The organism is Brevundimonas faecalis (assembly GCF_040549405.1).
GTDB classification, from domain to species: domain Bacteria; phylum Pseudomonadota; class Alphaproteobacteria; order Caulobacterales; family Caulobacteraceae; genus Brevundimonas; species Brevundimonas faecalis.
This window is the reverse complement of the sequence record NZ_JBEPTF010000001.1, coordinates 1,567,762-1,588,386: the sequence shown is the minus strand read 5'-3', so window position 1 is coordinate 1,588,386 and position 20,625 is coordinate 1,567,762. Positions and strand designations below refer to the sequence as shown.

The 20,625-nt window shown below is 67.5% G+C and carries 16 protein-coding genes; 12 read left to right on the top strand and 4 right to left on the bottom strand.

Going from position 1 to position 20,625, the window contains the following annotated elements; translation table 11 throughout:
• The first annotated feature begins 2 nt into the window (after window positions 1-2).
• The gene (locus tag ABIE19_RS07820) at window positions 3-788 is read left to right on the top strand and encodes a hypothetical protein (RefSeq protein ID WP_354088556.1); all 786 of its coding nucleotides are present in this window, start codon (window positions 3-5) and stop codon (window positions 786-788) included.
• On the opposite strand, the gene recG is transcribed toward ABIE19_RS07820, so the two are convergent.
• Window positions 785-2,866, bottom strand: a complete 2,082-nt coding sequence (recG, locus tag ABIE19_RS07815) for an ATP-dependent DNA helicase RecG (RefSeq protein WP_354088555.1) — start codon at window positions 2,864-2,866, stop codon at window positions 785-787. The two genes, ABIE19_RS07820 and recG, sit on opposite strands and share 4 nt — an antisense overlap.
• Window positions 2,867-2,949: 83 nt before the next feature.
• Between recG and ABIE19_RS07810 the strand changes: the two genes are divergently transcribed.
• Both ABIE19_RS07810 and mfd read left to right on the top strand, forming a co-directional pair.
• A complete protein-coding gene (locus ABIE19_RS07810; protein ID WP_354088554.1) occupies window positions 2,950-3,264 on the top strand; it encodes an FAD assembly factor SdhE in 315 nt (104 codons plus the stop codon).
• An 11-nt stretch (window positions 3,265-3,275) separates the two neighbouring features.
• The gene (gene mfd / locus ABIE19_RS07805) at window positions 3,276-6,713 is read left to right on the top strand and encodes a transcription-repair coupling factor (protein WP_354088553.1); all 3,438 of its coding nucleotides are present in this window, start codon (window positions 3,276-3,278) and stop codon (window positions 6,711-6,713) included.
• Here mfd and ABIE19_RS07800 read toward each other — a convergent pair.
• Window positions 6,710-8,986: a spermidine synthase gene (locus tag ABIE19_RS07800; protein WP_354088552.1), complete on the bottom strand. Its 2,277-nt coding sequence runs from the start codon at window positions 8,984-8,986 to the stop codon at window positions 6,710-6,712. The genes mfd and ABIE19_RS07800 overlap by 4 nt on opposite strands.
• A gap of 55 nt (window positions 8,987-9,041) precedes the next feature.
• Here ABIE19_RS07800 and ABIE19_RS07795 point away from each other — a divergent pair, with 55 nt between their 5' ends.
• Window positions 9,042-9,536, top strand: a complete 495-nt coding sequence (locus ABIE19_RS07795) for a CinA family protein (protein WP_354088551.1) — start codon at window positions 9,042-9,044, stop codon at window positions 9,534-9,536.
• A complete protein-coding gene (locus ABIE19_RS07790; RefSeq protein WP_354088550.1) occupies window positions 9,533-9,775 on the top strand; it encodes a sulfurtransferase TusA family protein in 243 nt (80 codons plus the stop codon). Before ABIE19_RS07795 ends, ABIE19_RS07790 begins: the two co-directional genes overlap by 4 nt.
• On the opposite strand, the gene ABIE19_RS07785 is transcribed toward ABIE19_RS07790, so the two are convergent.
• Complete coding sequence (locus tag ABIE19_RS07785) at window positions 9,741-10,571, bottom strand: YihY/virulence factor BrkB family protein (protein ID WP_354088549.1); 831 nt, start codon at window positions 10,569-10,571, stop codon at window positions 9,741-9,743. The genes ABIE19_RS07790 and ABIE19_RS07785 overlap by 35 nt on opposite strands.
• A gap of 274 nt (window positions 10,572-10,845) precedes the next feature.
• On the opposite strand from ABIE19_RS07785, the gene ABIE19_RS07780 reads away from it, so the two are divergent.
• Window positions 10,846-12,180, top strand: a complete 1,335-nt coding sequence (locus tag ABIE19_RS07780; protein WP_354088548.1) for a diguanylate cyclase domain-containing protein — start codon at window positions 10,846-10,848, stop codon at window positions 12,178-12,180.
• Here ABIE19_RS07780 and ABIE19_RS07775 read toward each other — a convergent pair.
• The gene (locus ABIE19_RS07775; protein ID WP_354088547.1) at window positions 12,147-13,292 is read right to left on the bottom strand and encodes a bifunctional 2-C-methyl-D-erythritol 4-phosphate cytidylyltransferase/2-C-methyl-D-erythritol 2,4-cyclodiphosphate synthase; all 1,146 of its coding nucleotides are present in this window, start codon (window positions 13,290-13,292) and stop codon (window positions 12,147-12,149) included. The two genes, ABIE19_RS07780 and ABIE19_RS07775, sit on opposite strands and share 34 nt — an antisense overlap.
• Window positions 13,293-13,357: 65 nt before the next feature.
• Here ABIE19_RS07775 and dusB point away from each other — a divergent pair, with 65 nt between their 5' ends.
• The 6 genes from dusB to hflX all read left to right on the top strand — a co-directional run bounded on the left by dusB (window position 13,358) and on the right by hflX (window position 20,624).
• Window positions 13,358-14,410 carry a tRNA dihydrouridine synthase DusB gene (gene dusB / locus ABIE19_RS07770; protein ID WP_354088546.1) on the top strand — a complete coding sequence of 351 codons (1,053 nt, stop codon included), beginning with the start codon at window positions 13,358-13,360 and terminating at the stop codon, window positions 14,408-14,410.
• Complete coding sequence (locus tag ABIE19_RS07765; RefSeq protein ID WP_354088545.1) at window positions 14,410-16,662, top strand: sensor histidine kinase NtrY-like; 2,253 nt, start codon at window positions 14,410-14,412, stop codon at window positions 16,660-16,662. Before dusB ends, ABIE19_RS07765 begins: the two co-directional genes overlap by 1 nt.
• A 10-nt stretch (window positions 16,663-16,672) precedes the next feature.
• Entirely contained in the window at window positions 16,673-18,082 is a 1,410-nt protein-coding gene (gene ntrX / locus ABIE19_RS07760; RefSeq protein WP_354088544.1) for a nitrogen assimilation response regulator NtrX, read from the top strand.
• Window positions 18,082-18,942, top strand: a complete 861-nt coding sequence (locus tag ABIE19_RS07755; RefSeq protein ID WP_354088543.1) for a D-amino-acid transaminase — start codon at window positions 18,082-18,084, stop codon at window positions 18,940-18,942. The genes ntrX and ABIE19_RS07755 overlap by 1 nt, the downstream gene beginning before the upstream one ends.
• 107 nt (window positions 18,943-19,049) lie before the next feature.
• Window positions 19,050-19,295 (top strand): RNA chaperone Hfq, encoded by a 246-nt coding sequence (gene hfq, locus ABIE19_RS07750; protein ID WP_003164861.1) that lies wholly within the window; start codon window positions 19,050-19,052, stop codon window positions 19,293-19,295.
• Window positions 19,296-20,624 carry a GTPase HflX gene (gene hflX / locus ABIE19_RS07745; protein ID WP_354088542.1) on the top strand — a complete coding sequence of 443 codons (1,329 nt, stop codon included), beginning with the start codon at window positions 19,296-19,298 and terminating at the stop codon, window positions 20,622-20,624. It begins immediately after the preceding gene.
• The last annotated feature ends 1 nt before the right edge of the window (window position 20,625 follow it).

Here is a 20,625-nt window from a genome sequence, read left to right as displayed (position 1 = left end):
AGATGAATTCGCCCTCGTCGGGCATCGACGGCGTGATCGTCATCAACCTGGATCGACGCGCTGACCGGTGGGAGATGTTTCAGGACGCCTGGCGCGACCTCCTGCCCTGGGATTGCGTCGAACGCCTGTCCGCCACGGAGGGCGCAGCCTTGGCTGATGACGCCAAGACCTGGTTCAGAGGAAGGAAGCGCGACCGGACCTGGGCGGGACGAGGCGGCTGCGCCCTGTCGCACGCCAGGGCCCTGCGTCATGCTAGACTGCGGGGGTGGGATCGCGTCCTGATCATGGAGGACGACGCGGTTCCCACGAATCTGACGTCGATTGAAGAGCTCAAGGCGAAGCTCGGCCGCGGCGACTGGGATCTGTTCTATCTGGGCGGTCATGAGCCGCTGGGACCGTTCCGCAGCGCTGGCGACGGCGTCATGCGCATCCATGGCGCGTTGGACGCCCATGCCTATGCCGTATCGGGACGCCTGCGTGACTGGTTGATCGCCCACATGCCGGACGAAACCGACCTCTGGTCCTGGCTGGCGCGTGAAAGGGCTGTCGACCGTTGGTATCGCCGGGAAATCGGCCGTCGGTTCACGGTGATGATGTCGATGCCGGCCCTGGCCCTGCAGCGCGAGGGGACGTCCGACATCACCCAGGGATGGAGAGCGTCGGATCACGCCAGCATCACGCCGAGCCAAGGCGCAGCCTCATCCCGCATGGTCTTTGAGATCCAGCGCCTGGTGGAGATCACGGGCGATCGGATACGCGCCGCCGTAAAGCGACTGATCGGGTTCTAGTCCACGTTCTGTCGGTCGTTGCGCCAGTCGAACAGGGCTTCCAGCACCCGCACGGCCTGACCGCGCGGACTGTTCAGCTCAGGGTCGCGACCCAGGATCAGGCGGGCGTCGTCGGACGCCGCCAGCATCAGCGCACGATGCTTGATCGGGTCCGCGAAGCGATAGGCGGGGAAGCCGCTCTGCTTCAGGCCCAGAGGGTCGCCGCCGCCGCGCAGACGGAAATCTTCCTCTGCGATCTCGAACCCGTCTTCCGTCCGACGCAGGGTTTCGAGGCGCTCGCGGGCGATCTCGCCCAGGGCGCCGTCCTGACCGCCGTACAGCAGGATGCAGGCGCTCGACTTGGCCCCGCGTCCGACGCGGCCGCGCAGTTGGTGAAGCTGGGCCAGGCCGAAACGGTCGGCGTGTTCGATGACCATGATGGAGGCGTTGGGCACGTCCACCCCGACCTCGACGACCGTGGTGGCGACCAGGAGGGGAATGCGTCCCTTCGCGAACTCGGTCATCACGGCTTCACGCTCTGCGCCGGGCATCTGACCGTGGGCCAGGCCGACCTCGACCTGAAGGATGCGGCGCAGGTCGTCGGCGCGTTCCTCGGCGGCGGCCAGGTCGATGGCTTCGGACTCGGCCACCAGAGGACAGATCCAGTAGGCCTGAGCCCCGCTGTCGATTGCAGCCTTCAGCCGCTTGGCCACCTCGCCGATCCGGACCAGGGGCAGAACGGCGGTGGCGACGGGTGTACGGCCTGGCGGTTTCTCCATCAGGCGGCTGACTTCCAGCTCGCCGTACTGGGTCAGTTCCAGTGTGCGCGGGATGGGCGTGGCCGACATGGTCAGCAGATGGACGCCGCCTTCGCCCTTGGCCTGCAGCCGCTGACGCTCGTTGACGCCGAAGCGGTGTTGTTCGTCGATGACGGCCAGGGCCAGGCGATGGAACTGGACCGCGTCCTGGAACAGGGCGTGGGTGCCGATGGCGACCTGCGCCTCGCCGGAGGCCAGGGCAGCCAGCCGCTGGCGGCGCTCGCCTTGAGTGTCGCGGCCTGTCAGCAGGATGGTCGAGACGCCGGCCTCCTTCAGCATCGGCGCCAGGCGTTGATAGTGCTGGCGCGCCAGGATTTCGGTCGGGGCCATAAGGGCGGACTGGAAGCCGCTGGAAGCCGCGTCGGCCAAGGCAAGCGCCGCGACGGCGGTCTTGCCCGAGCCCACGTCGCCCTGCAGCAGTCGCCCCATCTGTTCGCCGGAGACCAGGTCGCGGCGGATTTCCTCGATCGCTTGGGCTTGGGCGCCCGTCAGAGTGAAGGGCAGGGCGGCCAGCACCCGCGCCGAGGCCTCGCCCGGCGTGATCCGCGGCGCAGGCGTGGCGTGGCGGGTTCGGCGACGACGAGCCAGGGCCAGTTGATGAGCGAACAACTCGTCATAGGCCAGACGTTGCCGCACCGGCGCCTCGGGGGTCAGGTCGGCCTCTGAGGTCGGAGCATGAAGGACTTCCAACGCCGCACGCCAACCGGGCCAGCGCCGCGCCGCCAGCCAGGCGGCGTCCTGCCATTCGGCCAGCTCCGGGGCTGCCGCCAATGCGCCCTGCGCCAGCTTGCGCATCACCCGTGAGGTCAGGCCTTGGGTCGCAGGATAAACAGGTTCCGACAGGGGGATCTCGTCCGCCTTGTCCAGCGGCAGGATGTAGTCGGGGTGTGCGATCTGCACCTCGTTGTTGAAGCGCTCGACCTTGCCCGTCACCAGCCTTCGCTCGCCGCGCGGAGCCAGGCTTTCGATATGGCGTGGCGAGCCGGCGAACCAGATCAGGTGGACGAAGCCGGTCTCGTCGGAGGTGCGCATCTTCAGCGGCGCGCCGATCTTGTGCGGCGGGATCAGACGGTCGATCAGCACGTCGAAGACGCCGATCTCGCCCTCGACGGCGGCGGCGGCGGTCGTACGGCGGCGCTGGATGATCCCGGACGGCGACAGGAACAGGACGTCGCGCACCAACGGTCCCGCCACCTTCTGCACCAGGGGCGCGCTTCTGGGCCCCACGCCCTTCAGGGTGGAGACGTCCGCGAACAGGGGAAAGAGAATCTCAGGCCGCATTAGCCTCAGCATAGCTGGCGAAAACGGAACGGGAACGCTATCTGATCCAACTCTTCACATGAACGGACCGGGCAAGGAACCGCGTGGCCGATATTGATGCACGTCCGGAGGACGCCCGGAAACAAAGACTCGGCCGGATCGCCTATCGCGCCTGGCGGCGCGGCTTCCGTGAAGCCGACATGGTGCTGGGGCCGTTCGTCGACCAGGTCGGCCCGTCGATGGAGGATGCGGAACTGGACGAACTGGAGCATCTCCTGAACGAGGAGGACCAGTATCTCTACGCCTGGATCATCGAGAAGGAGCCGACCCCGCCGGAGTTCGACGGGCCGATGCTGACGCGTATTCGGGCCTTCATGCGTGAACACGTCGCGGCGGAAGTGGCCAAGGGTATCGGTTGATGAGCGAGGCGATGGCGCGGCGTGACGTCGAACTGGGCGGCGCGCCCGAGGGGTTGGACGCTCTGATCGTCGCCGAGCGGCTGAAGGCCCAGGGCGGCGTCGGCCTGCTGGTGGCGCGGGATTACCAGCGCTCCGGCAATTTCGTTCAGGCGCTTAGCTTTTTCGCCAAGGATATTGAAGTTCTTGAATATCCGGCGTGGGACTGCCTGCCTTACGACCGGCTGAGCCCGACCGCTTCGGTCGCGGCCCAGCGCATGGCGACCCTGACCCGGTTGGCACAGCGTGATCCGTCGGACGCCAGGCCGCTACTGGTCATCGCCACGGTGGCCGCCGTCACCCAGCGCACGCCGCCGCGTCAGGCCGTCACGGGAGCCGGCTTCGAGGCCAAGGTCGGCCGTGATCTGGATACGGCGGCGCTGGAACGCTACGTCGCGGCCAATGGCTATATGCGCGCCTCGACCGTGTCGGAACGCGGCGAGTACGCAATTCGCGGCGGGGTCATCGACGTCTTCCCGCCAGGCTTCGACGAGCCCGTGCGCCTGGACCTGTTCGGCAGCGAACTGGAATCCATCCGGGCCTTCGACCCGGAGACCCAACGCTCGACCAAGCAACTGAAGCAGGTCGCCTTGTTGCCGGTGTCGGAAGTCCTGCTGGACTCCGAGAGCATTTCCCGTTTCCGCAGCGGCTATCTGAACCTGTTCGGCGCGGCGGGCGACGAACCCATGTACGCCGCCGTCAGCGAAGGCGCCCGCCGCCAGGGGCTGGAGCACTGGCTGCCGCTCTTCTACGACCGGCTCGACACCCTGCTCGACTTCCTGCCGGACACAGCTCCGGTCTTCCTGGACAGCCAGGTGGAGCAGGCCCGCGCCGAGCGCTGGAACCTGACTTCCGACGCCTATGAAGCGCGCAAGGAAGCCGCCAAGGGCAAGGGCGGGGCCGCCTATCGCGCCCCGACGCCGCAGAGCCTCTATCTGGACGAAGGCGACTGGAACAGCGCCCTGGCCGGGCGCGCCGTGCGCCGTCTGTCGCCGCTGGCGGACGGATCGGGCGAGGACGCCGGCGGCCGCCTGGGCCGCAGCTTCGCCGCCGAACGCTCGCAGGACAGCGTCAACCTGTTCGCCGCCGTGGCCCAGCACGCCGAGACGCTGAAGGGGCAGGGCAGGCGCGTCCTGTTCGCCTCCTGGTCCGAAGGCTCGGCCGAACGCCTGGCGGCCATGCTGGGCGACCACGGCCTGACCCATGTGGTGGCCGTGCGCGATTGGGACGACGTTCAGGCGGCGCCTGAAGGGATCTATCTGCGTGCTGTCCTGCCGGTGGAGCACGGCTTCGTCACCGACGACCTGGCCGTCATTTCCGAGACCGATATCCTGGGCGACCGTCTGGCGCGGCCCAAGCGCAAGCGTCGGGCTTCCAACTTCCTGGCCGAGGCCTCTGCCCTGACGGCGGGCGACCTTGTCGTCCACCTCGATCATGGCATCGGTCGATATGAGGGCCTGCGGACGCTGGAAATTCAGGAAGCGCCGCACGACTGCCTGGAGCTGCTCTACGCCGGTGAGAGCAAACTCTATCTACCGGTTGAAAATATTGATCTTCTGACCCGTTACGGCACGGACGCCGACGGAGTTCAACTGGACCGTCTGGGCGGCGCCGGCTGGCAGGCCCGCAAGGCCAAGGCCAAGGAGCGGCTGCGCGCCATGGCCGAGGGTCTGATCGCCCTGGCCGCCAAGCGTGCGCTGCGCGTGTCCGACGCCATCACTCCGCCGTCCGGCCTGTTCGACGAGTTCTGCGCTCGCTTCCCCTACGAAGAGACGGACGATCAACTCAACGCCATCGGCGATGTGCTGGAGGACCTGGGCAAGGGCACGCCGATGGATCGCTTGATCTGCGGCGACGTGGGCTTCGGCAAGACCGAGGTGGCCCTGCGCGCCGCCTTCGTCGTGGCCATGACCGGGCAACAGGTGGCCATCGTCTGCCCGACGACCCTGCTGGCGCGCCAGCACTTCAAGACCTTCTCCGAGCGCTTCGCCGGCTGGCCGATCACGGTGCGCCACCTGTCGCGCATGGTCACGGCCAAGGACGCCAACGAAACGCGCGCGGGCCTGAAGGACGGAACCTTCGAGATCGTCGTCGGCACCCATGCCGTCCTGGCCGAGCAGGTCGGGTTCAAGGACCTGGGCCTGGTGATCGTCGACGAGGAGCAGCACTTCGGCGTCAAGCACAAGGAGAAGCTGAAGTCCCTGCGGGCCGATGTTCACCTGCTGACCCTGACGGCCACGCCGATCCCCCGCACCCTGCAGATGGCGCTGTCGGGCATCCGCGAGATGTCGATCATCGCCACGCCGCCGGTCGACCGTCTGGCGGTGCGGACCTATGTCACGCCGTGGGATCCGGTGCTGGTGCGCGAGGCCCTGCTGCGCGAAAAGTATCGCGGCGGTCAGGCCTATTACGTCGCGCCGCGCCTGAAGGACTTGCCGGACATCGAGAAGTTCCTGCGTGAACAGGTTCCCGAGGTGAAGTTCGTCGTCGGCCACGGCCAGATGAGCCCGACCCAACTCGAGGAGGTGATGAGCGCCTTCTACGACGGGGAATATGACGTCCTGGTCTCGACCACCATCGTCGAGAGCGGAATCGACATTCCGACGGCCAACACCTTGATCGTCCACCGCGCGGACATGTTCGGCCTGGCCCAACTACACCAGATCCGGGGCCGTATCGGCCGGTCCAAGGCTCGGGCCTTCGCCTATCTGACGACCGATCCCAAGCGTCCCTTGAGCCTGTCGGCCGAGCGGCGCTTGCAGGTGCTGCAGTCGCTGGACAACCTGGGCGCCGGTTTCCAACTGGCCAGCCACGACCTTGATCAGCGCGGCGGCGGCAACCTGTTGGGCGACGAGCAGTCGGGCCACATCCGCGAGGTCGGGGTCGAGCTCTATCAGCAGATGCTGGAAGACGCCGTCGCGGAACTGCGCGAGCGGGGCGAGGAGGTCGCGGATCGCGGCTGGTCGCCGTCGATCAACGTCGGCGCGGCTGTATTGATTCCAGAGGATTACGTCCCGGACCTCAACGTCCGCCTGAGCCTGTATCGCCGCCTGTCGGACGCCGAGAAGATGGAAGATCGGGAAGCCATGGCGGCGGAACTGATCGACCGCTTCGGCCCCCTGCCGGACGAGGCGCAACAGCTTCTGCGGATCGTCGGAATCAAGGCCAACTGCCGCGCGGCCAGCATCGAGAAGATCGACATCGGGCCCAAGGGCGCGGTGCTGACCCTGCGCAACAACAGCTTCCCCAATCCAATGGGGCTGGTCGGTCTGATCCAGAAGAACCAGGCCTTCTGGAAGATCAGGCCGGACCAGAAGATCGTGGTGAAGGGCGAATGGCCCACGCCCGACGACCGTCTGAAGGTCGCCGAGCGGATCACCGCCGATCTGGCGCGTGTGGCGGCGGCGGCCTAGGCCCCGCCGCGCATGCTGCGCACCAGGGCGCCGAACAGGTTGACGTAGTCGTCGGTCCAGGGCCGCACCTCGGTCGGTGCCAGCTTGCGCCAGCGTCCGTCCGCCTTGAAGTCAGCCAGCCCCTCGGCCGTGGGGGATATGGCCAGGGCCTCGGTCGAGGCTTCGGCCATTTCCGGCGCATTGGGCTGTTCGATGTAGATCTGATGCAGGTCGGCCGCGCCCAGGCGTCGCGCGGCGGCGACGGAGGGCAGGGTGATCTCCAGGTTGCGGTTCGACAGGTGCAGCACCACCACGCCGGTCGGTTTCAACAGGCGCAGATAGCCCTGGATCGCCTCCACCGTGAGCAGATGGGTCGGCACGGCGTCGGACGAGAAGGCGTCGATGATCAGCAGGTCATAGGTCCCCGGCGTCTCCTTCGCCATGGTCAGGCGCGCGTCGCCTAGAACCGTGCGAACCGGCCCGTCAGCGCAGTTCGAAATGTAGGTGAACCATTTGGGATCGCGTGAGACCCGGTCGACCATGGGGTCGATCTCGAAGAAGGTCATCTGATCCTCGGCCCGCTTATAGGCGGCCATGGCGCCGGATCCCTGGCCCACCACGCCGATCTTGGCCGAGGGGCCGCGGTTCTGGATACGCATGGCCGCCTGTCCCAGGGGCGTGCTGGGCGCATAGTACATGGTCGGCCCGCAGGCGAAGCCCGGCGCGCGGGCCTGAGCGCCGTGCAGAGTGGTGCCGTGCATCAGCACATGGACATCGCCGCCCATGCCGTCGTCCCGCGTGACCGCCACTCGCATGACGCCGAAGAAGCTGCGCTCCGTCAGGCTCCAGTCATAGCCGCGCCCGACATGATGAGCCGACAGGGTGATGACGGCGATGATGATGGTGAACAGCACGGCCCGATCGCGAACCAGGAAGGCGCAGATCGCCGCGCCGCCCAGGATCAACTGCACCATCATCAACCGGCTCTGCTCGCCGACCATGTCGCGGAAGCCCGGATTATAGCGCATGAACTCCAGGATGATCGGCGGAGCGGCGGCGACGGCCATGCCGATGACCAGGATCAGGATGTCCCGCCGCGACAACGTGCCTTCGCCCCAGGGACGGGCGAGACCGACCAGGACCACGACGAGGGGGTATTCCCACACGCCGTTGAAGAGGGTCGGGGCGAGCAGGGCGTTGAACGCCCCGCCGACCACGCCGCCCAGGGACAGCAGCAGGAAGAACTCGGTCAGGCGATCCGGCGCCGGCCGTCGCGCCGCCAGTCGCTGGTGACACATCAGGGCCGTGAAGAAGAAGGCGGTCAGATGGGCCAGAAGCAGGAACAGCCACTCGCCGGTATTCAGGCCCACCAGGCTGACGACGAGAACGCCAAATGCGGCCTGAAGGAGCAGGGTGGTCGGCAGAGACAGCCAGGGCCGGTTCTGGAAGGCGATGACGAAGGTCAGCAGATAGAGCGCCAGGGGCGCGACCCACAGGAAGGGGGCTGAGGCCACATCCGTCGAAAGATGGGCCGTCACCCCCAGCATCAGGCTGGATGGAGCGGCGGCCAGAAGGACCAGAATCCCTTTCTCGCGCCAGGGAATGGGCGGGCTGACGGCTAGCGGCGCAGGCTCCGGCTGGTTCTGGATGCGCCGTCGCCAGACCATGACAGCCAGGGCCAGGATCATCAGGACGAACAGGCCGTAGCCGCTGCTCCAGCCCAGTCTCTGCCCGCTGAGCGTCGTCAGAGGCTCGATCAGGGCGGGGTAGGCCAGCAGGGCCAGGAAGCTGCCCAGATTGGAGGCGGCGTAGAGAACATAGGGATTCTGGCCGTCCGCATGTCCCGCCCGGACGCGAGCATACCAGGCCTGGAGTAGGGGGGCGGTGGCCGACAGGATCGCGAAAGGCGCGCCGATCGACAGGGCCAGGGTGGTCAGCAGCCAGATGGTCGGCCTCGCCGGATCGGGTTCGCCCAGGGCGCCGCTGACATGCAGAGGCAGGAAAAGAGCCGCACCCAGCAACAGGACCAGATGGATCGCCGCCTGCGCCTTCAGCGACCGGATGCGCTGCATCAGATGGGCGTAGGCGTATCCGACCAGCAGCGCTGTCTGGAAGAAGACCATGGAGGCGTTCCAGACCGACGGCGACCCGCCCAGCATGGGCAGGATCAGCTTGGCCGCCATGGGCTGGACGGTGAAAACCAGCGAGGCCGATGTGAATATGGCGACGGCGAACAGCGCCGGTGTTATCGCATCGCCCCGAGGAGCGGACGCAGGCATGGTGGTGTCGGTCATTTACGGCCCCCTATGTCCGACAGGTTAGTCCGAATCAGAGAGGATGCGCATCGTCATGTCGCCGCAAGACATTCAGGCCTTGGCCGCCGCCGTGATCGAGGCGGCCAGGACGGCCGGAATCATGGTCGCCACGGCGGAAAGCTGCACCGGCGGGCTGGTTTCCGCCGCCCTGACCTCCGTCGCTGGATCCTCAGCGGCGCTCGACCGCGGCTTCGTCACCTACAGCAACGAGGCCAAGCAGCAGATGCTGGGCGTGCCGGACGACATGCTGGCCCGCTTCGGCGCCGTGTCCGAACCCGTCGCCCGCGCCATGGCCTCGGGCGCGGTCGAACAATCCCGCGCCATGGCCGCCGTCTCGGTCACCGGCGTCGCCGGACCCGGCGGCGGCTCGACGGAAAAGCCGGTCGGCCTGGTGCACTTCGCGGCGGTCGGCCCGAACGGTCATGCGGTTCACCAGGAGCGTCGCTTCGGCGACATCGGCCGGGACGCCGTGCGACAGGAAAGCGTGCGGGTCGCCCTGGCGCTTCTGCTCGACGCGGTTCGGGCATGAGCGATCCGATCCTGGTCGATGCGCGCGGTCATCTTTGCCCCGTGCCCTCTCTGCGCCTGCAAAAGGCGATGCATGGGCTGACGCCGGGCGCCCGTCTGACCTTGCTGGCCACCGACCCCATGGCCCGGATCGACGTGCCCTATCTGATGAAGGACCTGGGCGGGGCGGTCGTCGATGTCGAGGAGACGAACGGCGTCCTCGCCATCACTGTCGAGACCGGCGCCGCTCCGACAGATTGACCACGGAGGCGCTGGGTTCGTCCTCGACCTTGGCCGGCTTCCAGGCGATCTCCAGTTCCGTGGCGAAGGCCCCGCCGTAGAAGACGGCGTTGACGTTCCACGACAGCCAGATCAGCAGCACCACCACGGCGCCGACCGAGCCGTATGTGGCGCCGAGCTGGGCGATCTGCTCCACATAGATGGCGCACAACCAGGAAAAGAAGCTGGACATGATGGTGGCGATCAGGCCGCCGATGATCGCCGGCTTCCACGCCACGCGCGTCGCATGGGACATGGCGTAGCGGTACAGCATGGCCAGACCCAGCCACAGCCCCAGCGCCGGCCACAGACCGTCCAGCGGCAGCACCAGCGTCCCCACCGGATCGCCTGCATGGGTGTGCTCCATGATGCGCGAGGTCACGACGGCGCCGGACACCACGGTGAACAGGACGAAGGCGGCCAGGGCCACCAGGAAGGCCAGCATGTTGAACTTGAAGAAGCCGTGCGGCTCCGTCTCGTCATGGATCAGGTTGAGACCTGCCAGCAAGGCCTTGAAACCTCTGTGCGCTGCATAGGCGCCGATGATGAGAGCAAGCGCGCTTTGCGCCGAAATCGTCCGCGCCGAGGCGTTGGCCAGGCGGTCGATCTCGTTGAGGAAGATGCTGCGGGCGGCGTGGGGCACGACATCGGCCAGGGCCGCCGCCTGCTCGCTGACCTGACCGATGTTCAGGACCGCCTTGTAGAAGCCGATCAGGATGGCGATGGCCGGAAACACGGCCAGCAGGGCGAAGAAGGAAACGCCGCCCGTATAGAGCATGACGTCGCGACCCCAACTACGGGTAAAGGCACGAACCGCCAGCCTTCCCCAGAAAGCCGGCTGGGCCGTCAAACGCTGTATTTGGTCCAAACCGTGACCCCGATCAGTCGTCAAAGCGACCGATTAACCTCATTCGACGCAAGGGGAAAGCCTTCGCCGTCCGATGCGGTTTTTGCGGCGGCGTCATTGCCTCCTTAAGGAACGGCTCATTATCATCACGGGGTCTGGGACGTCGGTTCGGGGGCGAGCCGCCCAGGCTCATGGAGAAAACGGTTTGGATTCCGATCCGCGCGTATTGATCGTCGCCATGGACGACGCCTTGGCGGGGCCGCTGAGCGAAGGCTTGGACCGCCTGGGTCGCTTGACGGTGACGGCGCGCGATCTGGATGCGGCCCTGCATGTATTGAACGACCTGGCGCCGGACGCGGCCGTGGTCGACGCCCGATCGGTCCCGTCCGGTTTCGCCGAACGCCTGAGGCAGGCCGCCGCGCCGCGATACCTGTCCATCGTAGGAATCGGCGCCCTGTCGCCGGTCGACCGCGACGGCGTCGACCTGGCCATGTCCACGCCGCCCCATCCCGCCCAGGCGGCGCTTCGGCTGGATCAACTCATGCGCGCGGGCATAGCCGAAGAGGAATTCGCCCTGCGCCAGGCGACCTTCGCGGATCATGGCGTGGTGCTGCGCGCGCCGGACACGGGCGAGACGCCGCTGCAGATTCTGACCGCCGGCGCGGCAGATCGACGCTTCCTGGCCATGGCCAACGCCCTGTCGGCGGCCGGCGCGGAAGTGGTGGCGGCGCCCACGCCCTATACGGCCTTCGACTATCTGCATGAGCGGGCGTTCGACGCCGCCGTGCTCTGGGGCGGACAGGATCATGCGCCGGCCCTGTCCATTGCTTCGGGCATGAAGCGAAACACCCGCCTCTACCACATCCCCCTGACCCTCTATCTGCGCGAGACGGCCGAGGTCGAACTGGACGAGCTCTTCGGCAAGGGCTTCGCGGATGTGGCCGCCGCCGACACTCCGGAAGATGAAACGGCGGAACGCGTCCTGGCCCTGGCCCGCAACCATCGTCGCCGCCAGGCCATCCGCCGCGCCCTGGACGCCGTGCGGGGTTCCGACCTCATGGACCCGACGACGGGGCTCTTCACCCGCGACCTCTTCGCCGCCCATCTCGCGCGTCTGGCCGAGGGCGCACGGGCGCGAAACCGGGCCCTGTCGGTCTGCGTGCTGAAGGTGGCGGATCGCGAGGCGCTCGCTCACGCCCGGACCGGCGGCTGGCTGGAACGCGCCGTGCCGCAGATCGGCGCCATGGTTTCCCGTCTGGTGCGGGTTGAAGACACCGCCGCGCGCCTGGGTCCCGAGGTCTTCGCCCTGGTCTTGCCCGCCACGGCCCAGGCGGAGGCGCGACTGGCGGCCGAACGAATCGCGGCGGTCATCGCCTGCACCGCCTTCGACGCGGGCAAGGACCGCTCGCCCTTCGTGGTCGAGTTCGACGTCGGCGTGGCCGAAATGCGCGAGGGCGAATCGCCCGCTGCGGTGCTCGAACGCGCCTCGGCCGACCTTGGCCTGGGTCAGGCCGGAAGTTCGACCGCCGCCACGGCCTGAGCGGCCAATCCTTCGCCACGTCCGGTGAAGCCCAGACCTTCGCTCGTGGTCGCCTTCACGCTGACGGCGTCCAGGGGCAGTTCCAGCAGTTCGGCCAGGCGTTCACGCATGGTCAGGCGATGCGGCTTCACCTTCGGCTGCTCGCAGATCAGGGTGACGTCCACATTGACAATCCGTCCGCCGCGGGCCGCAACGCGCTGGGCGGCGTAGACCAGAAAACGATCGGAGGAGGCGCCCTTCCACTGCGGATCGCTGGGCGGGAAGTGGTCGCCGATGTCGCCGTCGGCGATCGCGCCCAGGATAGCGTCGGTCAGGGCGTGCAGGCCCGCATCCGCATCCGAATGTCCGATCAGGGTCTGGTCGTGCGGGATCTCCACGCCGCACAGCCAGACCGAGGTTCCCGGCCCCCAACGATGGACGTCGTATCCCTGGCCCATCCGGGTGACGGTGCGGGCGACGGGTGACAGGGCCTCGGCCATGGCGAAATCCTCGGGATAGGTCAGTTTCATCAAACGGGCGTCGCCCTCGACCAGGCGCACACGGCCCCCGGCGCGCTCGACGACGGCGGCCTCATCGGTCGGCGTCTCGGCTTCACGCCATGCGGCGTAGGCGTCGCGGACGGTTCTCAGGCGAAAAGCTTGCGGCGTCTGGGCGCGCCACAGGGCGTCGCGATCCACGCCGCCGACCACCAGGCCGTCCAGCCCACGACGCAGGCTGTCGGCGACCGGCAAGGCGGGCAGGGCACCGTCCGCATCCTCCAGGGCGTCCAGCAGGCGCCGGATGACGGCTTCCTCCAGGAAGGGGCGCGCCGCATCGTGAATCAGCACCGGCGTTTCATCCGGACCTGACAGCGCCGCCAGGCCTGCGCGAACGGATTCGGCTCGGGTCGCGCCTCCGGGAGTCGTGACCCAGCCGTCCAGGCCGACCAAGGCTCCGGCCGCGCGGCTCTCGGCGTCCGGCGCCGTGACCACCACGACCGGGTTCGCTCCGGCGCGCAGCAGGGCCTCGACCGACCATCGGACCATGGGCTTGCCCGCCACGGTCCGCCATTGCTTGTCGCCGCCTGCCCGTGAACCCGAACCGGCGGCCACCACGATCGCTGAGAATCCCATGACGGCCTTCTAAGCGCCCCAGTTCCGCTTGACGAGAGGCGGGTTAGTCGGCGCTAAGGGCCCCCATGACCACAGGATTGCAGATCGGAGACGTGCGGATCGCGGGAAGGGTGCTGATGGCGCCCATGACCGGGATCACCGACCTGCCGTTCCGCCTGCTCGCTTCCAGGCTGGGCGCGGCCTATGTCGCGACCGAGATGGTGGCCTCGGCTGAACTGGCGCGCGGTCGGCCCGACGTGGTGCGACGGGCGGCCGTCGGCGGCGGCCTGCCCTTGACCGTCATCCAGCTGGTCGGCGGAAACCCCCATGCCATGGCCGAAGGCGCGCGCATGGCCGAACAGGCGGGCGCCGACATCATCGACCTGAATTTCGGCTGCCCCGCCAAGGAGGTCACGGGCGCCGCCTGCGGATCGGCCCTGATGCGGACGCCGGAACAGGCCGCCGCCATCATGGAGGCCGTGGTTCAGGCGGTCAGCCGTCCGGTCACGGTCAAGATGCGCCTGGGCTGGGACGAGAACAGCCTGAACGCCGCCGATATGGCGCGCCGGGCCGAAGGCCTTGGCGTGGCTGCCGTCACCGTGCATGGCCGCACGCGAAAGCAGTTCTACACGGGCGTCGCCGACTGGGACGCCGTGGCCGATGTGAAGCAGGCGGTCGCCATCCCCGTCATCGTCAACGGCGACATCATCACCGCGGAACAGGCGCGCGAGGCGCTGGACTGTTCGGGCGCCGACGCCCTGATGCTGGGACGCGGGGTCTATGGCCGCCCCTGGCTGGCGGCCCATCTGGAACGCGCCCTGATCGACGGAACGCGCTTGCAGGAACCGGAACAGGAGGAACGCCTGGCCATAGTGGTCGAGCATCTGCGGGCCTCCATCGCCTTCTACGGCATGCCGCTGGGCCTCAAGATGTTCCGCAAGCATCTGGGCTGGTACGTCGAACAGGCGCCCTGGCCCGCCGACCCGCTGGAAAGACGATCCGCCAAGGCGCGCCTCTGTCGCCTCGACACGCCGGAGGAGGTCGAACGCGCTCTAACCGACCTTTGGTTGCCGAACACGCATCATTTCAGCAACTCCGGTGTTGAAAATCGGCCACAGCTGGTTGAAGCTGCGAGGTGATGACGGACCTCCCCGCCGCGCAGACCGAAGGCCACGGCCCAGAGCGATCGCTCTGGGGACGTCTGGCTGACGGCCGCGCCCGGGCCTTGTTCGTCACCGCCTATGTCGTGGCCTTCCTGATCACGGCCGCCGCCATCTGGCTGGTGGCCATCGCCCCGGGCGCGACGGCGGGCGGGGATGCGCGGACGGCGGCCAGCCAGGCGGTGCTCTTCATCCTTCTGGCCAATCTGGTCCTGATCAGCATCCTGGCGACCGTTATCGGGATCAGGGTGTTGCGCCTGACGCGCAACCGGACCGATCCGGGCGCGCGCCTGCACCTGCGTTTCGTCACCCTGTTTTCCCTGGTGGCCGTGGCGCCGGCCGTCCTGGTCGCTCTGGTGTTCGGCGTCCTGGTGAACCGGGGCGTGGACCAGTGGTTCAGCACCAATGTCCGCTCCGCCGTCGAGAACGGCGCCGAGATCGGCCGCGCCTATGTGGCCGACGTGGGCGCGGGACTGGAAGTCGATCTAGAGACCATGTCGACCGAACTGGGCGGTGTGCGCAGCCTGTTCGACAACCGAATCCAGTTCACGCGCGCCCTGACCCAGATCGGCGACTTCTTCGGCTATCCGGCGGTCTATATCCTCGACCGTCAAGGTCAGGTCCTGGCCAGCGGGGAACAGCCCAACGCGCCGCCCTATGTCGCGCCGCCGCGCGACGCCTTCGAAACCGTGGCCGGCGGCCAGGTGGCGCCGACGACCGTGACCGAAGATCCCGACATGGTGCGGGCCCTTTATCCCTTGCCTGACTACGGCGACGCCTACCTCTATGTCGTCCGTCCATTGGCGCCGGGCCTGATCCAGCGCATGCGCAACGGCGAGGAATCCATCGCCGCCTATCGCGCGGCGGAGGAAAGCCGCGCGCGCATCCAGGCGGCCTTCGCTCTCAGTTATCTCGAGACGGCCCTGCTGGTTTTGGTCGGAGCCGTCTGGCTGGCCATGTCGGCGGCCAGTTCGATCTCGGCGCCGATCGGCCGTCTGGTGAAAGCGGCGGACCAGGTGGCGGGCGGGGATCTGAACGCCCGCGTCGACAACACCGGCGCGCCGTCCGAACTGATCGTCCTGTCGGAAGCCTTCAACCGTATGACCGGCGACATCAAGAGCCAGCAGGCGGCCTTGAAAACGGCCAGCGACGAGGCTCAGGGCCGCAGCCGCTTCATTGAAACCGTTCTGTCGGGCGTCAGCGCCGGCGTGATCGGCCTGGACCGCATGGGCCGCATCTCGGCCATCAACGACAGCGCCAGCCAGTTGCTGGCCATCACGGAAGCGGACGTGCAGGGCCGGATGCTGGCCGATGTCGCGCCGGAACTGGCCGAGCTTTCCGAGCGGGTCGAGGCCCATATCGAGGAAGACATCGACGTCAGCCGCGACGGCGACACGCGTCGCCTGCGCGTCCGCATCGAAGGCGGGCAGGGCGGGGAGATGGTCCTGACCTTCGACGACATCACCCGGCTGGTCACGGCCCAGCGCAACGCCGCCTGGCGCGACGTGGCGCGCCGCATCGCCCACGAAATCAAGAACCCGCTGACGCCGATCCAGCTGTCAGCCGAACGCCTGCGCCGCAAATACCGGTCTCAGGTCGGCGAGGATGTAGAGGTCTTCGACCGCTGCACCGAGACCATCATTCGTCAGGTCGGCGACATCGGCCGCATGGTGGACGAGTTCTCGTCCTTCGCCCGCATGCCCGCGCCGCGCTTCGCCCAGGAGAATCCCGCCGAACTGCTGCGAGAAGCCGTTTTCGCTCAGCGCGTGGCCGCCGCCGACATCGGCGTGGACCTGGTCGAGCCCCTGCCGTCGGTCGTCCTGCAATGCGACGGCCGCATGGTGGGGCAGGCCCTGGCCAACATCCTGAAGAACGCCGGCGAATCCGTCGCCGCGCGCCGCGCCGATCATCCCGTCGTCGCTGGAACGACCGGCATTCGCGCCAGACTGGACGTCGAGAACGGCCTGGCGACCTTCACCATAGAGGACGACGGCGTGGGCCTTCCGGCCAAGGACCGCGACCGGCTGACCGAACCCTATGTCACCACGCGCGAGAAGGGGACGGGCCTGGGCCTGGCCATCGTCAAACGCATTTGCGAGGACCACGGCGGAGAGCTGAAGCTCGCCGACGCGGAAACTCTGTCGGGCGCCCGCGTGTGCCTGATCTTCCCCCTGGCCCAAGACAGCAAGGCCGTTCACCGCGTGACCAACACGGCGCGAGCGGCGGAGTAAGAGAGGCTTCATGCGAAACACCGGCGCCGATATTCTGGTCGTGGACGACGAGGCGGACATCCGTGAACTGGTCTCCGGCCTGCTGGAGGACGAAGGCCACTCCGTCCGTACGGCCGCCAATTCGGACGAGGCCCTGGCGGCCGTTCGCGCGCGCAAGCCGTCCTTGGCCGTGCTCGACATCTGGATGCAGGGCGGCGGCCTGGACGGACTAGAACTGCTGGACGTGGTCAAGGGCCTGGACGAAGACCTGCCCGTCGTCATGATCTCCGGCCACGGCAATATCGAAACGGCCGTCAGCGCGCTGAAGCGCGGGGCCTATGACTTCATCGAGAAGCCGTTCAAGTCCGATCGCCTTGTCGTGGTGGTCGAACGCGCCCTGGAGGCGGCGGCGCTGAAGCGCGAGAACCGTCGCCTGCGCGCTCAGACCATGGCGCCCACCGGCCTGATCGGAAAGTCGGCGGCGGCTCAGCTGCTGCGCAGCACCATCTCCAAGGTGGCGCCGGCCAACAGCCGTGTCCTGATCTCGGGTCCGCCCGGCTCCGGCAAGGAACTGGTCGCGCGTCAGATCCATGACGCCAGTCCCCGCGCCAAGGGCGAGTTCGTCGCCATTTCCGCCGCCGGCATGACGCCCGAACGCCTGGACGTCGAACTGTTCGGCGAGGAAGGCGGCGACGGCCGTCCGCGCAAGATCGGCGTGTTCGAGCGCGCCCACAACGGCACCCTCTATCTGGACGACGTCGGCGACATGCCGCGCGAAAGCCAGAGCCGCATCCTGCGCGTCCTGGTCGAGCAACGCTTCCGTCGCGTCGGCGGCGAACAGGACGTCCAGGTCGATGTGCGCGTCATCACCTCGACCGCCCGGGACCTGAAGGTCGAGATCGGCGAAGGCCGCTTCCGCGAGGATCTGTTCCATCGCCTGAACGTCGTGCCCATTCGCGTGCCGCCGCTTGCGGAACGCCGCGAGGACATCGGCGAACTGGTCGAATATTTCGTGGACAGCCTGTCGGCGTCGCAGGGCCTGCCGCGTCGCCGCATCGCCGAGGACGCCCTGGCCGTGCTTCAGGTTCATCCTTGGCCCGGCAACGTCCGCCAGTTGCGGAACAACGTCGAGCGCCTGCTGATCCTCGCCACCGGCGATCCAGAAGAGCCGATCACCTCCGACATGCTGCCGCAGGAGGTGGCCTCGTCCGGCTCCTCAGCCTCGCTCGGCGCCGACCGGGTGATCGCGCTTCCGCTGCGCGAGGCGCGCGAGGTGTTCGAGCGTGAGTATCTGGCCGCCCAGATCATGCGCTTCGGCGGAAACATCTCGCGCACGGCCGCCTTCATCGGCATGGAAAGATCCGCACTGCACCGCAAACTGAAGTCGCTGGGCGTCTCGCCCTCACGCGGCGGAGAAGACGAAGAAGGAGAGGGCGACTGATGTCCAGGATCGCCTACGTCAACGGGACCTATCAGCCCCACAACAATGCGACCGTCCACATCGAGGATCGGGGCTTTCAGTTCGCCGACGGCGTCTATGAGGTCTGGTCGGTCTTCGACGGCAAGCTGGCCGATTTCGAGGGGCACCTGAGCCGTCTGGCGCGCAGCCTGACCGAGCTTCGGATACCCATTCCCATGACGGCCCAGGCCTTGGGTCAGGTCCTGAAGGAAACCATCCGTCGCAACCGCGTGCGGAACGGCATCGTCTATCTGCAGGTCACGCGCGGCACGGCGCCCCGCGACCACGCCTTCCCCCAGGACACGCCGCCCAGTGTCGTCGTAACCGCCAAGTCCCTGGATCTGCGCAAGGGCGAGGCTCTGGCGGCGAAGGGCGCGGCCGGCGTCACCCATCCCGACATCCGCTGGGGCCGTTGCGACATCAAGACCGTCGGCCTCCTGCCCAACGCCCTGGCCAAGCAGGCAGCCCGTGAGCGCGGCGCATACGAAGCCATCCTGTTCGACGAAATGGGCATGGTGACGGAGGGCTCCTCGACCAACGCCTGGATCGTGGACGAGAACGGACGCCTGCGCACCCGCGACACCCAGGCCAACATCCTGCGCGGCATCACCCGCGCCGCCATCCTGAAACTGGTCGAGGCCGAGGGCATCGAACTGGACGAACGAGCCTTCAGCGTCGAGGAAGCCAAACGCGCGCGCGAGGTCTTCGTCACGGCCGCCAGCTCCTTCGTCATGCCGATCGTCTCTCTCGACGGAACGCGTATCGGCGACGGCAAACCCGGCCCGATCGCGACCCGTTTGCGTGAAGTTTATCTTGAACAGGCGCGCCGCGAGGCCATTTAGGGCGTTGCCGCCCGTGCGAGGGGGCGTTTAAGGTCGGCGACGGACCCTGAGTCCGCACCGACCGCCTCGGTCGAGACCAGAAAAATCAAGAACAGGACCAACCTGCCATGTCGCAAGACAAACGCCAGAACCTCCAGGACACCTTCCTCAACAGCGTCCGCAAGACCAAGACCCCGCTGACCATCTTCCTGGTCAACGGCGTCAAGCTGCAGGGCATCGTGACCTGGTTCGACAACTTCTGTGTGCTGCTGCGTCGCGATGGCCAGTCGCAGCTCGTCTACAAGCACGCCATCTCGACCATCATGCCGTCCGCGCCCGTGCAACTGTACGAGCCTGACGCCGAAGAAGACTGATTGACCTCCAAACTTATCGACCACGCCGTCCCGCTCATTCGGGCGGCCGTCATTCACCCTGACCGTCGTTCCGACAGCCCCCGGCTGGCGTCGGAACGGCTCGAAGAGGCCGTGGGCCTGGCCCGCGCGCTGGACCTCGACGTGCGCGCCGAAGAGATCGTGCGCCTGCGCTCCACCACGCCCGCGACCCTGTTCGGGTCGGGCAAGGTCGACGAACTGGCCGCCCTGATCCGCGCCGCCGACGCAGAGGCCGTGGTCATCGACGATGATCTGACCCCGGTCCAGCAGCGCAACCTGGAAAAGGCCTGGGAGGTGAAGGTCATCGACCGCACCGGCCTGATTCTGGAAATCTTCGGCCGCCGCGCCCGGACCAAGGAAGGCCGGCTGCAGGTCGAACTGGCCCGACTGGACTACGAACGCTCGCGCCTGGTCCGCACTTGGACTCACCTGGAGCGCCAGCGCGGCGGAACCGGTTCGACCGGCGGTCCGGGCGAAACCCAGATCGAGCTGGACCGGCGCCTGATCGCCGACCGCATCGTGCGCCTGAAGACCGAGCTGGAAGAGGTGCGCCGCACACGCGGCCTGCACCGCAAGGCGCGCAAGAAGGTTCCTTTCCCTTCGGTTGCCCTGGTCGGCTACACCAATGCGGGCAAGTCGACCCTGTTCAACCGGCTGACGGGCTCCGAGGTCTTCGCCAAGGACCTGTTGTTCGCGACGCTCGACACGACCCAGCGCACCATCCGCCTGCCGCAGGGCCGTCCGGCCATCATCGCCGACACCGTGGGCTTCATCTCCGACCTGCCGCACGAACTGGTCGAGAGCTTCCGCGCCACGCTGGAGGAGGTGGGCGAGGCCGACCTGATCCTGCACGTCCGCGACATCGCCTCGCCCGACAGCGACGCCCAGGCCAAGGACGTCGAGGCGGTGCTGGAACAGATTCCAACGCCGGAAGGCCCAAACGGTGAAAAGAAGACGCGCCGCATTCTGGAGGTCTGGAACAAGATCGATCTGCTGGACGCCGATGTCCGCGACGCGGTCACGGGCCAGGCCGAACGTCTTTCCCACGAAGGCAAGGCCGTGGCGGTTTCCGCCTGGACAGGCGAGGGGATTGAGAGCCTGCGCGAGATCATCGCCGGCTTGATCGACGACGACCCCGAAACCCATGTCACCCTGGCGCCGCATCAGGGAGAAGCCCTAGCCTGGCTCTATGAGAACGGCCGCGTCACGGCGCGCGAAAGCGATGACGAGGGCATGATCCGCCTGACGGTGAGACTGCATCCTTCCGCCCTGGGGCGAGTTGAGCGACTGTTTCCCGGCGTCATCGACTGAT

Coding starts and splice junctions, on each gene's coding strand:
- mfd (WP_354088553.1), top strand. CDS start 3,276: ATGGCGCGGCGTGACGTCGAACTGGGCGGCGCGCCCGAGGGGTTGGAC.
- ntrX (WP_354088544.1), top strand. CDS start 16,673: ATGCGAAACACCGGCGCCGATATTCTGGTCGTGGACGACGAGGCGGAC.
- ABIE19_RS07790 (WP_354088550.1), top strand. CDS start 9,533: ATGAGCGATCCGATCCTGGTCGATGCGCGCGGTCATCTTTGCCCCGTG.
- ABIE19_RS07775 (WP_354088547.1), bottom strand. CDS start 13,292: ATGGGATTCTCAGCGATCGTGGTGGCCGCCGGTTCGGGTTCACGGGCA.
- ABIE19_RS07755 (WP_354088543.1), top strand. CDS start 18,082: ATGTCCAGGATCGCCTACGTCAACGGGACCTATCAGCCCCACAACAAT.
- ABIE19_RS07820 (WP_354088556.1), top strand. CDS start 3: ATGAATTCGCCCTCGTCGGGCATCGACGGCGTGATCGTCATCAACCTG.
- recG (WP_354088555.1), bottom strand. CDS start 2,866: ATGCGGCCTGAGATTCTCTTTCCCCTGTTCGCGGACGTCTCCACCCTG.
- hfq (WP_003164861.1), top strand. CDS start 19,050: ATGTCGCAAGACAAACGCCAGAACCTCCAGGACACCTTCCTCAACAGC.
- ABIE19_RS07800 (WP_354088552.1), bottom strand. CDS start 8,986: ATGACCGACACCACCATGCCTGCGTCCGCTCCTCGGGGCGATGCGATA.
- ABIE19_RS07765 (WP_354088545.1), top strand. CDS start 14,410: ATGACGGACCTCCCCGCCGCGCAGACCGAAGGCCACGGCCCAGAGCGA.
- ABIE19_RS07785 (WP_354088549.1), bottom strand. CDS start 10,571: ATGCTCTATACGGGCGGCGTTTCCTTCTTCGCCCTGCTGGCCGTGTTT.
- dusB (WP_354088546.1), top strand. CDS start 13,358: ATGACCACAGGATTGCAGATCGGAGACGTGCGGATCGCGGGAAGGGTG.
- ABIE19_RS07795 (WP_354088551.1), top strand. CDS start 9,042: ATGTCGCCGCAAGACATTCAGGCCTTGGCCGCCGCCGTGATCGAGGCG.